The sequence below is a fragment of the Desulfovibrio sp. MES5 genome, assembly GCF_002237645.1.
GTDB lineage: Bacteria > Desulfobacterota > Desulfovibrionia > Desulfovibrionales > Desulfovibrionaceae > Desulfovibrio.
In genome coordinates this window covers 221,983-236,899 of the sequence record NZ_MJUZ01000011.1, presented here as the reverse complement: position 1 = coordinate 236,899, position 14,917 = coordinate 221,983, and the positions used below count along the sequence as shown (strand labels likewise).

Below are 14,917 nucleotides of genomic sequence, written 5' to 3'. Positions count from 1 at the left end.
GTGCTGCGCGACGCATGGGGGGCAAACCGGCCCTATGGCGGGCCTGCTGACGCCTTTGTCAGGCGGCGGAACTATTCGGGGCGCTCAGCCGCGCCCCAAAGAAAGACGGAGTCGATACCGTAGGCAATAAAGCGGCTGCCCGCCGCCACCTGGCGCGCCAGTTCCGCCGGGTCAGGCTGCACGATGTGCAGGCCCATGCGGGCCTTGTGCCGCGCGCAGGCGTCCACAATACGCGCCATGGCCGCCTTGAAGTCCGGATGTTCGAACTGTCCCGTAAGACCCATAGAGCCGGAAAGGTCGTACGGCCCAACCATGATGGCGTCCAGACGCGGGTGCGTCAGTATGGCGTCCAGATTTTCCACGGCGCGGATATGCTCTATCTGCGCCACAAGAAAAAGCTCCGGCGCGCGCCGGGCGCGGTACTCGTCAAAATTTTTGCCAAACACATTGGCCCGGCAAAAACCTACGCCTCTGTATTCCTGCGCGGTCTCGCCCTTGGCCCGCCACGTGTCCTGACCGGGGTACACGGCCCAGTCAATGGCGCGGTCAAGCTGCTCGCGGCTTTCTATCATGGGAAAGATCAGTCCCTGGGCTCCAGCCTCAAGGGCGGACTTTATCTGGGTTTTGCTGGCTTCGGGCAGGCGAGCGAAAGGGGCGGCGCCGCCGCATTCGATGGCCCGGAAAACGTCCGGCAGACCGGTGCGCCCAAAGGAGCCATGCTCCATATCCACGGCGACCCAGTCATACCCGGCACGGGCCATCAGCTCCGCCACGTCCGTGGAGGGCAGTTGCAGCCATGTGCCTACTGTGGCTTTATCCGCTGCCAGAAGCGCGCGTATGTCATGTACGGTCATATCAAGCGGCATGCCGCCGCAGGGTTGAGGTTACATATAAAGAATCACTATACGCCCAGGCGCGGCAGCACGCAATACGGCTCAGGGCGGCATGCCCGCAACAAGTATTTGCATGTGTGCCGTGAAGATGTATGTTTGTTGGGTAGATTCTCTCCTTCCGTCCATTCACGCCCCTTGCCCTTCCCAGGAGGATACAATGCCCCTCGACGCAAATATATATACGGAAATTACGCCTCTGAACGCTGCCCTCGACAACCTGTTCAAAGCTCTGGATGCGGCGCGGGAGTCCAGCGGGCATGAGCAACTGCCGCAGGCTGTCGCCTGCCCGACGGCCAAAGCCGAGGGCGGCGTGCTGAGCTCGGCCGTGGTCGCCGCCCTCCCGTTTCCGCCCGTTGCTCTTGCCGCAGCCCGCGGCTACGCTCTCAAGGCCGCAGACACATACGCGGCAACCAGCGAGGCCCCAGCCACGCTTCAGGAAGGTAAAACCTGCTTTGCCGTCACCTCCGGCGACGCCCTGCCCCCATCCTGCGACGCCATTGCCCTGTCAGCCCATGCCGCTGTGGACGGCAAGGGCGGAGTCAGCATCACGGCCCCCATGCTGCCGTGGCTGCACGTTCGGCGCGCTGGTTCGGACATTGCTGTGGGAGAAGCCCTTTTTTGCCGCAACCATATTCTCCGGCCCAGCGACATTGGCGCGCTTCTGGCTGCGGGTGTGAACGAGGTGCAGGTGTGGGACAGGCTTGAGGTTTTTCTGGCCACCGTGGGCGGCAGCTTTCGCCCGGCGGGGGGCCCCGCCGACGCCGCAGGCGGCACAGCGACGGATACCCGTCTGCTGGACGGCATCACCCCATCCCTCGCTGCCCGCACGGAAGCGCTGGGGTGCCTCGCCCACCTTGCCGCGCCTCTTGCCGCAACAGCAGACGCCTTGCGGAATTTTTTTCAAAAATCACTGGCGGCTGGCGGACATGCGCTCTTGCTGTGCGCTGCCGATGAAGCCGCGTTGGCCGCTGTGCGAGACTTTCTTAAAGCCGAAGGGCAGATTGTGTCGCCCAATGTTGGCCTGCTGCCCGGCGCGCCGACCATGACCGCTGTTTATGAAGGCAGGCCGGTTTTCTGCCTGCCATCCAGCCCGGCCGGATCACTGAGCGCCTTCTCGGCGCTGGTGGCTCCGGCCCTTTTACTCATGTCGCGCCGCCCCCCTCAGCAGTACTCCGGGATACTGCCCGGCGCGATCACCGAGACCGGCGACCTCGCGGCGGAACTGGCCGCCAGCCTGCCCGCTCACCCCGGTCTTGACGTATTTGCGCCCCTGGCGCTGGCCAGGGTGGGCGAAAAAACCGTGGCCCTGCCCCTGCGTATGGGGGACGGCTATAAAACTACCGTCCGCATCCAGGGTTTTGCCCACATTACCGCTGACGGCAAGGGCGTGCCTCTGGGCAGCATGATTCGCGCCCGCCCGCACCGCCCAGTCGAAACGCTGTACTCGACGCTTTTTTGCGCCGGCGGCAGCGATATGGTGCTGGATATCATGACGGACGCCCTACTGCGTCAGTCGCAACCCGTACATATGATTTCTGTGGGGGCCGATGCTGCTGACGCGCTGCAGGCCCTGAAAAACAATCATTGCCATGTGGCTGTGCTCCATATGGCTGATGACGACAAGGGCGAATTCAATTTTGGCTTTGTGCAGCGGCACTGGCCCCAGGGCAAGGTGATTTTTGTAAATCTGGCAATCAGGCAGGTGGGGCTTGTGGTTCCCGCTGGCAACCCGCACGGGCTCAAAAGCATTACCGACATCAAGGACAAAAAGCTGCGTTGCGTCAACCGGCTGGCCGGTTCCAGCACGCGCATACAGTTCGACGCGCTTTTGCGCCACGCCGGGCTGACCCCGCAGGATGTCCTGGGCTATGAGACAGAGGTGGAAAGCCAGCTTGCCGTCGCCGCCGCAGTGCTCACTGGCAAGGCGGACTGCGGCCCCGGCGTTGCCGCTGCGGCCAGCGCCATGGGGCTGGATTTTGTCCCCCTGGGCGGCGAGCGCTGGGACCTTGTGATCCCCAAAGCCTTTCTTGAAGACGCGCGGGTTATCAGCGCGCAAACCCTTTTGCAACAGCCTGAATTCAAAAAGCGTATCGCTTCTCTGGGCGGCTATGAAACCAATTTGACAGGGCAAAAACTTGAGCTTGGCGTTCGCCTTGGAGCGTGATACTAAAAAAGCCCCGCCGTCGGCAAACGGAGGGGCTGGGTATGGAGCGGACTGCGGCAGATCAGTCCGATCCTGGAGGAGGATGGGCAATTTCACGGCATAGGGCGTAACGAGTTCGTGTAGATTCTCGCCACACGCTGGCGGGAACTCATAACTGGCGCCACCGAGAGCAGAAGACCCAGCGAAGGCGTCTGCTCGATGAAGTTGCAGAACTCTTCCACATCTGACTCCTGGACTCCCAAGTCCAGGAGTTTTTGTTTTACGCCCAGGCTGAAAAGCCAGTTTTCAACGGCTTTGGCCGCCGTTGCGGCTTCTTCCGGATCGCCTTTCAATCCGGGAGCCAGGGGTTCAAGCACAAGGGCCAACACGTCGGGCCGGGCGGCATAGCATTCGCCGATGACGGCGGGCAGCAACATGGCCAGCGCCAGGCCGTGCGGAATTTTTTTAAAGCGGTGCAACGGGTGCTCAAGCGCGTGCGCCATGTGCAAGAGGCTGTTGTCAAAAACCACACCGGCCTGAAGCGCCGCCAGACACAGCCCATAGCGGGCCTTGAGATTTTGCGGCTCGGCCAGCACAGTGGGCAGCCACGTATGCACCAGCCCGACAGTCTCGCGCGCCAGGGTTACGGCCAGCGGGCCCGCCACTGTGGTTGTTGCGGCCTCCACTACCCTGCACAGCGCGTCTATGGACACATAGCGGCTTTGCTCTGCCGAAAGCCCCGTCATGAGAGCGGGATCGTCAATGGCGTAGCGTGGGTAGCTGCATTCATGCCCAACAATGGACCTGTGATTGCGCCCGGCCACAGTAACCACCGCAAATCGGTTTACTTCACTGCCCGTGCCGTGGGTGAGGTTGACGGCAACTAACGGAAGGGCCTTTTGGGGCGTGAAGCGAAAGCAAAAAAGATCTTCGGCGCTTTTACCGGGGTTGGCCAGCAACACGGCCGCCCCCTTGCCACAGTCCAGGGCGCTTCCCCCGCCTATGGCAAGCACCGCTCCGGCGTTGACGGCCCTGCCCAGGGCTGCGGCGTCATTGATGGTGTCCGTGGTCGGGTTGGGCATGACCCTGTTGTACAGAGCCAGTACAATCCCCTGCCGCAGCGCTGCGGCCTCGGCTTTATCCCACGCGCCCGAGGCGCGGTAGGCATGCCCGCCGCAAACGCAGAGCACTGACGAAACGCCCTCATTTTTCAAATTTCCCAGGATGCCTTCGATCCTGTCTATTGCGCCTACACCAATATACGCCGTTGTTTTAACACGTATTTCTCGAACCGTATTATAGTCGCAGCAGTTATCCCACACGGTTGCCTCCTGCGATCACGCTGGACGTTTTATGCGCTGCAATAACGTAGAATGAATAAAGCATTAGGTCAAGAACCTGCGCAATTTTTCACATAAATTTTGCAAAATTTTTCTTCTTGCTAAAAATGCCGGGGCACAGTAGAAAAAGTGTTTGTGAAACTTTCAATCACCTAATTTAATCTTAAATATCAGCCAGTTCTGCAAAGCAAGACCTGTGGCTCTTTTTATTTTTCAATGATGCCCGCGTATTTTTGGCGCGACAAGGCCCGGATCGCGTCAGCGTTCCGGGCCTCAGTCTTTCAAGCGCTCTTTGCGTCCTGGTTGCAGGGCATGAGGCCAGAATATTTGCATCGCGAGCGCCGCTCATGGGCATGCGCCAACAACCGATAGTACGGTGCGCGCACGTGCTGGGCGAGCAACCGCAAGCGCCGCAGTGGAAACCTCACCCCTTGGGAGTCTGGTTTTCTCGCAGCACCTTCACTCGCGAGCCTCTGTACTCAAGACTCGCTGCTCCAAGGTTACTTCGGCACCGCCAGAATAACCTGCGAAGCCTTGACGATGGCCGTGACCTTTTTGCCGGGAGCCAGGCCAAGGCTGGCGACGCTGCCCATGGTGACAATGGCTGTAATGCCCTTGCCGCTAGGCAGGTCAACCTGCACTTCGGCGTTGACAGCGCCGGGCGTCACCTTGCTGATGGTTCCCGCAAACTGGTTGCGGGTAGACAAAAGATAGTTTTCGGCGTCATTCATGAGCAGCACAAAGCTGGCCTTGATCAGGGCAATGGCTTCCACGCCGGGCTTGAGCCCCAGTTTTTTGGTGCTGACCTGGGTAATGGAGGCAACGATGCTCAACCCGCCCTCAACGGCCACTTCAATTTCGTCATTGACGGCGCCGGAATGCACAGCCGCGACCTTGCCCTTGAAAACATTTCTTGCGCTCGTTTGCATATAAATATCCTCATGCCGGGCATCACCCCGGCTGGTAAGCGCGAAAACTTTTTTCCGCATACTTGTAGCATACTACTGGACAATAAACCGTGCCACACAGACACGCTGTATGCATAAAATAGCAACAACACCTGAAATAACATCAAGTTACCCATACACGCACAGTAATGACACGCATTACGGCGCAGTTTCAATGATAAAGGGGCCGGTCATGAAGACCGGCCCCTTTATCTGAAAGCCCTTCAAAAAAGCACTGGATCCGTCTTTCTTAAAAACTGCCCGGGCAGCGGCGTACGCAGGTCCCTGCCATAATGGCGTTGGCGCGGCTTTTCCTCATGCGGCGTCAGAGCAGGCGCCTTTTTTCAACGTTAATCACCCTAAATACAATAGAATTTTAGTGCTGGGCGCATGAGGGAGGCGAACCTTTTGCAAAAGTCCTTTCACCACAAAGCCTTTCAAAGACAATCCGGTCTAGATATCTTCCGTCACCCAGTCCACAACCTCTGCCATGCGCTTGAGGGTGTAGCGATTCTGCGGGCTTCTGAAGGCAAGGTCGTCCAGACTGCCTTCAAGGCGGTAAATGCGCCAGTCCCCTTCAGGAAGAGCGCCACGGGCCACGGCGTAATCGACAGCCGCGCGGGCGGCTCCGGGCGAGCAGAACAGCTCGAATTCATTGACGCCGGGGTCAAGCACCACTTCAGAGCCGCTGGCAATGTCCACAATATAGTTGCCCGGGGCAACAACATAGACAAAGGGGCAAGGTTCCGCAGGCAGCGCCGGCTCGGCTTCGGCCACAGGCGCGGGCTTGTTGCAGGCCAGAATAGGCAGAGCCAGTAAGGCAACCAGCAAAAGACGTACGTACATTGTCTTCCTCAACATGTGGGTTCGTGGAACCCGGCAGAGCCTGTTCGGCCCGTTATCTGAGCGGTTCTGCGCCCGTTTTCGGCAGTTCCGGCAATCAGCGCCGGGATGCCGCCATGGCCTGAAGCCTGCGAATGCGTTCTTCCAGCGGCGGATGCGTGCTGAAAAGATTGGCCATGCTGCTGTGGGCAAACATGGGCGACACTATGAACATCTGCTCTGTGCTGGGGTTGCCCTCGCGCATGGGTATGCGCCCGCTGGCCGCCCCGAGTTTGGCCAGAGCGCCAGCCAGCGCCAAAGGCTGACCGCAAAGCTCTGCCCCGGTGTCGTCAGCCAGGTATTCCCGCGAGCGCGAAATGGCCATCTGCACAAGACCGGCCGCCATCGGGGCCAGCAAGGCCATGGCCAGCGCCGCGATGGGATTGACCCCGCCGCCTTCGCCGTCACGATTGCCGCCGCCGAATATGGCCGTGAACTGAAAAATATTGGCCATGGTCACAATGGCCGAAGCCATGACCCCGGCGATGGTCTGAATAAGAATGTCGCGGTTGACGATGTGCCCCATCTCATGGGCCACCACGCCGCGCAGTTCTTCGGGCGACAGAAGGCGCAAAATGCCCTCGGTCACGGCCACCACCGCATGTTCGGGATTGCGCCCGGTGGCAAAGGCATTGGGAGCCTCTTCGGGCACGACACAGACGCGGGGCTTGGGAACGCCTGCGTTGTGAGCCAATTCCTCAACAATTTTATGCAAATATGGAGCTTCTTCCGGCGCAAGCTCACGCGCACGGTACATAGAAAGCACGATTTTGTCCGAGTACCAATAGCTGCCCACGTTCATGAGCAGGGCCATGCCAAAGGCTATGATAACGCCCGTGCGCCCGCCAAGCAGGCCGCCAAGCACTATGATGATGCCCGAAAGCAAACCCAGAAGAAGAACTGTCTTGATCTGGCTGGTCATGCGTACTCCTCGATATGCGAATGTTGCGGGTCGTTAAGACCCTGCAGCATAATATAAGCATTGGCCCTGCAGCTGGCAAGAAGGCTTTGCCCTGTTTGCGCCTGCAGGCTTTTCCGCATCACGCTGCACGCACACGAAAAGTCCTTTCCGCGCACGCGTCAAGCCGTGCATGCCTTACCCGTGAATGCCCTTACTCGTGAATGCCCTGCGAAAAGCAGCGCGGCCCAGGCGCGGGCTACCGCTTCGAACACGCTTTCAGTGGTTGCAGCAGCAAGCCTTGGCGCGCAACAGCACGGGTGCGCCACGCATAGTCTTGCACGGCCAAGGCCCGTTCACGAGGCCGCAGGGGCAATGCCCCGTTGCAATGGTCCATTACGCAGCGGGACGCTGGCGCGCCTGCCGCCACAACTGAAAGACCAGCAGGGTCCACAAAGGTTTGCGCAAATCGGCTCTGCCGGAAATGTGCTCGTCCATGAGGGCGCGCACGGCGGCAGGATTGAAGATGCCCTGGGCCTTGAGGCTGTCCGGGCTGAGCAGGTCTTCCATGAGGGGACGCATGCGCCCGCGCAACCACTCCGCCACGGGGATCTGAAACCCCCGCTTGTTGCGGTACAGTATCTCGCGGGGCAAAAGATTTGCAAAGGCCCGCTTGAGCAGCCACTTGCGCTTGAATCCGTGCAGCTTGCGATCCACGGGCAGGCGCGCGGCGAATTCGGCCACGTCCTTGTCCAAAAAGGGCGCGCGCACTTCAAGGCCGTGCAGCATGGAGCAGCGGTCCACCTTGACCAAAATGTCGTCCAGCATGAACTGGTGCGCGTAGACGTAGAACGCCCGCGCCAAAGGCGTGGCCGCGCTGTAAGGCTGCCAGTGCTCAAAGTGCTCGCGCGTGGGCGCGAAGAGGCGCTCCGGCGAAAGAAAGCCCGGCGCTTGCGCCTTGAAGGCTCCGGTCAGAATTTCGGCCTGCATATCGGGGGTAAAGGCGGTGAGCATGGTCTGCACCCGCTGCCAGGCCGGGGCCTGGGCCGCCCGCAGAAACGTGGCCACAGCCAGACGCGGATTGATATACCCTGCCGAGGAAGGCAGGCGGCGGGCCAGGGGCTCCACAACCTTGCGCCGCACCAGCGCGGGCAGGGCGTTGTACCATTCCGCCACCTTGAAGCCGATGTAGTGCTCGTATCCGGCCCACAGTTCGTCCGCGCCGTCGCCGCCAAGGGCCACGGTGACTTTTTCCCGCGTCACGCCCGAAAGCAGCCAGGTGGGCGCTACCGAGGCATCGGCCATGGGCACGTCCATTTTGCTGACAATGCCGGGCAGGTTGTCGGCGCACTCTTCGGCGGAAAGCACGCGCTCATGGTGGTCAGTGCCAAAAGCTTCGGCCACTATGCGGGCATAGCGCGATTCGTCATAGCTGGCTTCGCTGAAGCCGATGGAAAACGTCTTTATGGGCGTGGGGGACTGCCGCGCCATAAGCCCGGCCACAATGGACGAATCAATGCCGCCCGAAAGAAAAACGCCCAGGGGCACGTCGCTGACCATGCGCCGACGCACAGCGCGCGCCATCAGAAACTGCAATTCCTCGCCAAGCTGATCCGGGTTGCGCCTGTCGCTCTCGTCGGGCATGGGCATGTCCCAGTAGCGGCCCGTACGCAGGACGCCGCCCTCCAGCAGCAGCCAGTGCGCGGGAGGCAGGCTTTCCACCTCGCCATAGATGGTCTGCGGCGTGGGCACATATTCATAGGCCAGGTAGCGCATGACAGCTTCGGGCTGCATGGTCAGGCTCAGGCCGGGAATTTTTTCAAGCGCCGTCAGTTCAGAGGCAAAATGCAGCCTGCCCTGCTGCACGGTATAGAAAAAGGGCTTTTTGCCAAAAGGATCGCGCGCGCAGAAAAGGCGCTGCTTGTGGGCATCCCACAGAGCAAAGGCGAACATGCCGTTGAAGCGGGACAGGCACTCCACGCCCCACTGGCGGTAGCCTTCCAGTATGACCTCGGTGTCGGAGCTGGTGCAAAAGCGCGCGCCATTGGCGGCAAGTTCCTGCTTGAGTTCCGCGAAATTATAGATCTCTCCGTTGAATACGACCGTATAGCGCCCGTCGACGCTGTGCATGGGCTGGCCGCCCGTGCCGAGGTCAATGATGGAAAGACGCCGGTGCCCCAGGCAGACAGGGCCTTGCAACCACTGCCCCTCGCCGTCCGGCCCCCGGTGGGCGATGCAATCGGTCATGGCCTTGACCCAGTGCTGAGCCTGAGGGTCAAGAGGCGAAGCGTCCAGTTGGCAAATACCGGCTATTCCACACATGTTTCTTTCCAACACCTGTAATTATTGGTGAAAATACGCGCCAAACGGTCATTGTTGGCTTCAGGGTCAAACATCCGGGCCGCCAGCAGCCTGCCGTTGCGGGCAAGGCCAGCCGCCAGGGCCGAATCATTGGCCAGCATTTCGACAGCGCCAGCCAGGGCTTCGGCATCGTGCTGCGGTACAGCAAGCCCCGTCTTGCCGTGCCGGACTACCTCGGGCAGCGCGTTGACCGTGGTGCTGACCACGGGCAGGCCGTAGGCCAGAGCCTCGATGACGGTGTTGGGGATGCCGTCGCGACGGCCCGAAGCGTGCACCACGCAGGGCGCTACAAAAATATCGTGGTCTTTGAGCAGCCGGGGCAGTTCATTGTGAGAAATGAGGCCGGGCATGCTCACACGGGCTTCAAGCCCCAGATCCTTACGCAAGCGCGTCAGTTCGGCCTGCATGCAGCCAAGCCCCATCACGGTGCCGCCGCCCCCCGCCAGAGTCAGGGTGAAGTCCAGCCCCCTGTCCTGCAGCAAGCCGCACGCCTGGAGCAGCACGTCAAAACCCTTGGTGACGTCAAACCTGCCCAGAGCCAGCAGACGCACTGGCCGCGCCATGGGCACAGGCGATGGCGAGGGAGAAACCACCTCCAACTGCGGGAAGGAATGGGCAACGTCGCTGAAATCGCAGGAGGCCGGAGAAGCCTGCCCCGCCAAAGATGCCCCGCGCTCTTCCTGCCCAGCCTGCCTTGGCTGTTCTGTCTGCCCTGCCTGCCCTGTCTGGTCAGCCTGGTCAGCCTGGTCAGCCACGGATACGTCTTCAAGAGGCGGCAGGGTCAGGCCGTTGTAAACGAGTTCCACCTTACCCTTGGCCTGGCCCCGGTCAAAGCTTTCAATACGCGCCTTGTCCGCGCCGTTGTTGGCGCGCACCAAAAAGGCCGCATCGAGTTTTGCGCCCAGATCCGGGTCTGCCGGTTCAAGATTGTCGCCCCGTGCGCAGGTGGCGAACGGCAATCCGGCAATACTGCCCGCAACCCAGGCGGCGGTGGCCGTGCCGCGCGGCCAGGGCGCGTAGATCATGTCAATGCCGGCTTCAGTGAATTGCCGCGCCAGGTAGACTCCCGCGCAAAAAGCCCAGAGGTTCTCGCCCATGGTTTCAATGCAGCGCCAGCGGCGAAACATGGTGCGCCTGAAAAGACGCCCCAGACGCAGAGGGTGGGTAAACAACTGACGCATCACTTCGGCCAGAATGGTGAAGATGGCCCGCGAGCCCAAAGTGTGGGTCCGCCGCGCCGCCATCCGCATTTCTGTGGAACAGTGCCGCAGGTTGGCTCCATACAAACTGTAGACAGAGACGGGAAGACGCTTTCTGAGCCCCTGTACCTCACGAAAAATAAAGGGCTGCGTGAACAGAGGGTACCACAATAGTACGCAGGCTACGTGTGGCAGACCGGGTTCAAATGGCTGCTGGGTGACCGGCTCACTCGTCTTGCTTTCTGTCATTGCTCACTCCTGAGCGTCCGCGAAGGGGCAAACCCACCGATTATACCTTGAATTACCAATAGTTGACCGGACAGTACTATAAAAGATGCCGGCTATGGAGCTTCTTGGGGCGGGTACGCCCAATCGCCGCGCCCCGCAGTGTTGCCGCGCAGCAGCTCTGCACTGTCGGGAGCCCGAGGCCCCAGCGTTTCCCGCAACTGGTCCATGGTCAGACTGCGCACCTCCCAGCGGGATGTGAGCCAGTCCGTCCATGCCAAAATCTTGTTCATGAGCCTGTCCACAGCTGCTGCGTCAGGCAGATGGGGCGCGCCGCCCGGCATCATTTCCGACGAGTGCCAGGTAAGCGACAATACCTGCCCGCCCCTGGCGGCAAAAAGTCTGGTAACAGCCTGCATGGCCCACAGGGGATGATAGACGGGCAGCAGGCTCAGCGCGCCCCAGTTCTTGAATCCCGGACGCAAGCCGGGAGCCGCCCGACGCACCAGGCCCGGCAAGGGGCGCACAAGAGGCGTTACGCTGAGCGGAACCTCGAAAATGCGCTCCTGCCCGACAGTCACCCAGTAGGGGTTGCGGGGAGCGTCGAAATGATCCGGCCCGGCCAGGGGCGTGGCCCCGCAGTGCAGAGGGCGCACCGAGGCGTCCACCCGTATTCCGGCCTGCGCCAGTATGGGCCAGAGGTTTTTGTGCAGATCCCAGCGGCCCATGCGAAACGACGTCAGCGGCGCGGACTGAAAATCCCTGCCCGCGGCCATAAGGCTTGCAAGCTTGGCGGCCATGAGCGGCGCTGGCACGGCGGCGGCGGGCACGCTTGCGGCATTGTCGGCCAGATCGGCGTCGGCCCCAGGGCCGTCAAGCGTCAGGGGGGGCGTATTCCAGTGATGCAGGTGCGCGCCTATTTCTGCCCCGTGCCTGTCGCGCATCTGCGCCAGCACATGCCGGGAAGCCGTATCGGACAAAACGCTGTGCGCGCAGAACAGTGTGGGCCGTATCCCCCGCTCGCACAGGGGGGCAAGCCGTTCCAGGCTGGCGGTATTGGCCGTCGAGAAGCCCCGGCGCGCGTACCGGCCGCCAAATAGCCCCTCTTCCTCCACGTCCAGGCTGACGGCAAGGTAGAGCACAGGGCGGCTCATACTTCCTCTTTTTCCGCGTCTGCGCCGGCCATGCCGGGGATTTTTTGCTGTTGGCCCCCGGCGGCACCGGCGGTATCGGCAACACTGGCGGCTTCGGCAGAACCCGCAGCCCCGGCGCATTGGTCCACATACAGCTCATAGACTGTCGTGATATTGCGCGTGGGATCAAAAAGTTTTTCAACGTGAACCCGCCCCGCCTCGGCCATGGCCATGGCGGCGTCCCTGTCGGCCACCATGCGGCGCACCGCATTGGCCAGGGCGCGGGGGTCGCGTTGCGGCACCAGCAGGCCGGTTTCGCCGTCTATGACCACCTCGGCAATGCCGCACACATCGGTGGCGATAACAGGCATGCGGTGCGAAAGCGCTTCCATTATGACGTTGGGGATGCCGTCGCGGTCGCCATTGGTGTGCACCACGCTGGGCATGATGAGCATATCGTGGTCCAGCATGAATCCGCAGATTTTATCATGCGGAATAAAGCCAGGCATGTCCACTACCTGAGTGAGGTCCAGGTCATCACGCATCTTGACGAGCTTGTGGTGCCAGTTGCCGTCGCCCACCAAGGTCAGGGTCACGGGCACCTTTTCACGCCGCAGACGCGCCATTGCCATGAGCAATTCAGGAAAGCCCTTGGTGCGCGCAAAGCGGCCCACGGCCAAAAGGCGGTAGGGAGGCTGCATGGGCATGGCGCACTGGCCGCGCGGACGGAAGGTAAGGCTGTTGTAGATGGCGTGCACCTTGTCTGCGGCATCGGGGGGACAAAACCCGCGCAGCCACTGCACATTGGTGCGATTGTTGGTGCGGATGAACAGCGCGTCGCGCGATTTTTCCTTGAGCAGGCCGTCTTCAGGATAGATGTCTCCGGCGCGGCCGGTAAAGGCAAAGGGAATGCCAGTCACCCGCGAGGCCACCCAGGCGGCTGTGGCCGGGCCGTTTGCCCAGGCCGCATGAATGAGCTGCACGCCATCCTCGCGGCACTTTTCGGCCAGAACAAAGCCCGCCAGAAAGCACCAGATATTTTCGCCCACCGCTTCAAGGTTGCGCATGCGGCGAAAAAGCCCTTCGCGCATGAGCTTCCACGTAGCCCCGGGCCGCTGGCGCAGGGCGCGCACAAAAGCGGCCAGTATGCTGCCGGCGGCCCTGATGCCCATACGGCCCACGGGGCCGTCATAGGCGCGCATTTCTTCGCTGCAGCCCTTGAGGTTTTCGCCATACATGCTGTAGGCGAATACGCGCATTCCCCGCTTTCGAAGCTGCACGACCTCGCGAAAAATAAATGTCTCTGAAGACAGGGGAAACCAGAGAAGCACATAGGCAACAATCGGCGGCACGGTCTGCTGGCCGCTTGTTGCGCCCGCTTCTGTGGCAGAGCCGCTGGTTAAAGGCATATCAGTCTCCGCAATAAACGAGAGCCGGGCCTGATGGCCCGGCCCGGAGTGCTTTTTTTATTCGCCCAGGGTTTCTTCGGCGTGTTCGCTTTTGTACTTTTCAACAATGGCCTGTGCCTTGGGAATTTCTTCCTTCACTGCGTCCAGGGCCTGACGGATGTGTTCTTCGGTGTGAGCGGCGGAAAGGAAGAAGCGCAGCCTGTCGGTGCCTTCTTTGACCGCCGGAAAGGTGATGGGCATAACGTAGATGCCGCGCTTGAAAAGCGCATTGGACAAAAAGCCCGCCACCATAGGATCGCCCACCATCACAGGCACGATGGCATAGCCCTGGGCCGAGCCCGTATCCAGACCGATGCTGGCGGCATATTCCACAAAGAACTGCGAGATTCTCTGCAGTTTGTGCACCCGTTCGGGTTCACGCAACATGATCTCCAGAGCCTTGTGGCAGGCGACGGCAATAACGGGCGGCATGCCGACGCTGAACACAAAGCCCGGCGAGCCGTACTTCAAAAATTCCACCAGCTCGTGCTTGCCCGCGATAAAACCGCCGCAACCGCACATGGACTTGGAGAGCGTGCTCATCCACATATCCACTTCGCTGGCGTCGATGCCGAAATATTCGTGCGCGCCGCGCCCGGTCTTGCCGAGCACGCCCAGCGAGTGGGCTTCATCCACCAGCAGCATGCAGTCATACTGCTTTTTCAGCTGGATGATGCGGGGCAGGTCGGGGATATTGCCGTCCATGCTGAACAGGCCTTCGGTGACGATGATGGCCCGTTTGTGCTCGGCGCGCTTGGCCTTGAGCATTTCTTCAAGGGCGTCGCAGTCATTGTGATTGTAAGAGTAGCGCGCGGCGTGCGAAAGGCGTGCGCCCTGCACCAGGGAGTTGTGGGCCAGGCCGTCATGAAAGATGGCGTCGCGGTGGCCCAGCAGAAAGCCGAGGGTGGACACGTTGGTGGCATGGCCGCTCACGTAGACGATGCAGTCTTCCACGCCGTACAGGTCGGCAAAGGCGCGCTCAAGTTCGCGGTGGGGCGGGCGCTCGCCGCCCACAAGGCGGCTGGCTCCGGCCGATGTGCCATACACGGTGGCAGCGCGGGTAACGGCCTCGGTTATTTCCGGATGGGCGTTAATGTCCAGATAGTCGTAGGTGGAAAAATTCAGATATTCCTTGCCGCCTATGAGCGTGGTGGCCTTGGCCGCCCGTTCGTGGCAGAGGAAAAGAGGATTTTCCATCCCCATCTTGGCTCCCATCTCCACAAGCCGGTCAAAGGCGAGCTTGGAACGCATGCGGCTGAAACCGCCTGCGGAGCTTTCTGCGGCGGCAGCAGGTGACGCCGCCTCTTGGCCAGCCTGACAGGAATGGTCGTTCTTCATGCCGTATCCTCTTAAAATTTGTCCAAAAAAAATGCACCGGCCCGCAACCGACAGCAAGCGGCCGAGCAGAGGGCGCAACTTTGTAAGGAGCCAGTATAGCTAAACCGTCA

General features: G+C 61.0%; 11 protein-coding genes. 1 reads left to right on the top strand and 10 read right to left on the bottom strand.

All coding sequences use genetic code 11. The annotated features are described in order from the left end of the window. Window positions 1–71: 71 nt before the first annotated feature. Window positions 72–854 carry an aldolase/citrate lyase family protein gene (locus tag BCS36_RS04350; RefSeq protein WP_291301685.1) on the bottom strand — a complete coding sequence of 261 codons (783 nt, stop codon included), beginning with the start codon at window positions 852–854 and terminating at the stop codon, window positions 72–74. A gap of 196 nt (window positions 855–1,050) precedes the next feature. Here BCS36_RS04350 and BCS36_RS04345 point away from each other — a divergent pair, with 196 nt between their 5' ends. Further along, complete coding sequence (locus tag BCS36_RS04345) at window positions 1,051–3,057, top strand: substrate-binding domain-containing protein (RefSeq protein ID WP_291301684.1); 2,007 nt, start codon at window positions 1,051–1,053, stop codon at window positions 3,055–3,057. Window positions 3,058–3,149: 92 nt separating this feature from the next. On the opposite strand, the gene BCS36_RS04340 is transcribed toward BCS36_RS04345, so the two are convergent. The 9 genes from BCS36_RS04340 to BCS36_RS04300 form a co-directional block, all read right to left on the bottom strand. After that, entirely contained in the window at window positions 3,150–4,358 is a 1,209-nt protein-coding gene (locus tag BCS36_RS04340) for an iron-containing alcohol dehydrogenase (RefSeq protein WP_291301683.1), read from the bottom strand. A gap of 518 nt (window positions 4,359–4,876) precedes the next feature. Continuing rightward, window positions 4,877–5,305 carry a molybdopterin-binding protein gene (locus BCS36_RS04335; protein WP_291301682.1) on the bottom strand — a complete coding sequence of 143 codons (429 nt, stop codon included), beginning with the start codon at window positions 5,303–5,305 and terminating at the stop codon, window positions 4,877–4,879. Between the two features lie 471 nt (window positions 5,306–5,776). Next, window positions 5,777–6,169: a DVU_2496 family lipoprotein gene (locus BCS36_RS04330; RefSeq protein WP_291301681.1), complete on the bottom strand. Its 393-nt coding sequence runs from the start codon at window positions 6,167–6,169 to the stop codon at window positions 5,777–5,779. Window positions 6,170–6,263: 94 nt separating this feature from the next. Further along, window positions 6,264–7,127, bottom strand: coding sequence for a zinc metalloprotease HtpX (locus tag BCS36_RS04325; RefSeq protein WP_291301680.1), 864 nt, complete (start codon window positions 7,125–7,127; stop codon window positions 6,264–6,266). A gap of 372 nt (window positions 7,128–7,499) precedes the next feature. Further along, window positions 7,500–9,425 (bottom strand): asparagine synthase (glutamine-hydrolyzing), encoded by a 1,926-nt coding sequence (asnB, locus tag BCS36_RS04320; RefSeq protein WP_291301679.1) that lies wholly within the window; start codon window positions 9,423–9,425, stop codon window positions 7,500–7,502. Further along, entirely contained in the window at window positions 9,413–10,912 is a 1,500-nt protein-coding gene (locus tag BCS36_RS04315) for a glycosyltransferase family 4 protein (RefSeq protein ID WP_291301678.1), read from the bottom strand. Before BCS36_RS04315 ends, asnB begins: the two co-directional genes overlap by 13 nt. A 92-nt stretch (window positions 10,913–11,004) precedes the next feature. Further along, window positions 11,005–12,042, bottom strand: coding sequence for a glycosyl transferase family 1 (locus BCS36_RS04310; RefSeq protein ID WP_291301677.1), 1,038 nt, complete (start codon window positions 12,040–12,042; stop codon window positions 11,005–11,007). Further along, complete coding sequence (locus BCS36_RS04305) at window positions 12,039–13,430, bottom strand: glycosyltransferase (RefSeq protein WP_291301676.1); 1,392 nt, start codon at window positions 13,428–13,430, stop codon at window positions 12,039–12,041. Before BCS36_RS04305 ends, BCS36_RS04310 begins: the two co-directional genes overlap by 4 nt. A gap of 57 nt (window positions 13,431–13,487) precedes the next feature. Further along, window positions 13,488–14,807 carry an aminotransferase class I/II-fold pyridoxal phosphate-dependent enzyme gene (locus BCS36_RS04300; RefSeq protein WP_291301675.1) on the bottom strand — a complete coding sequence of 440 codons (1,320 nt, stop codon included), beginning with the start codon at window positions 14,805–14,807 and terminating at the stop codon, window positions 13,488–13,490. Window positions 14,808–14,917 lie beyond the last annotated feature (110 nt).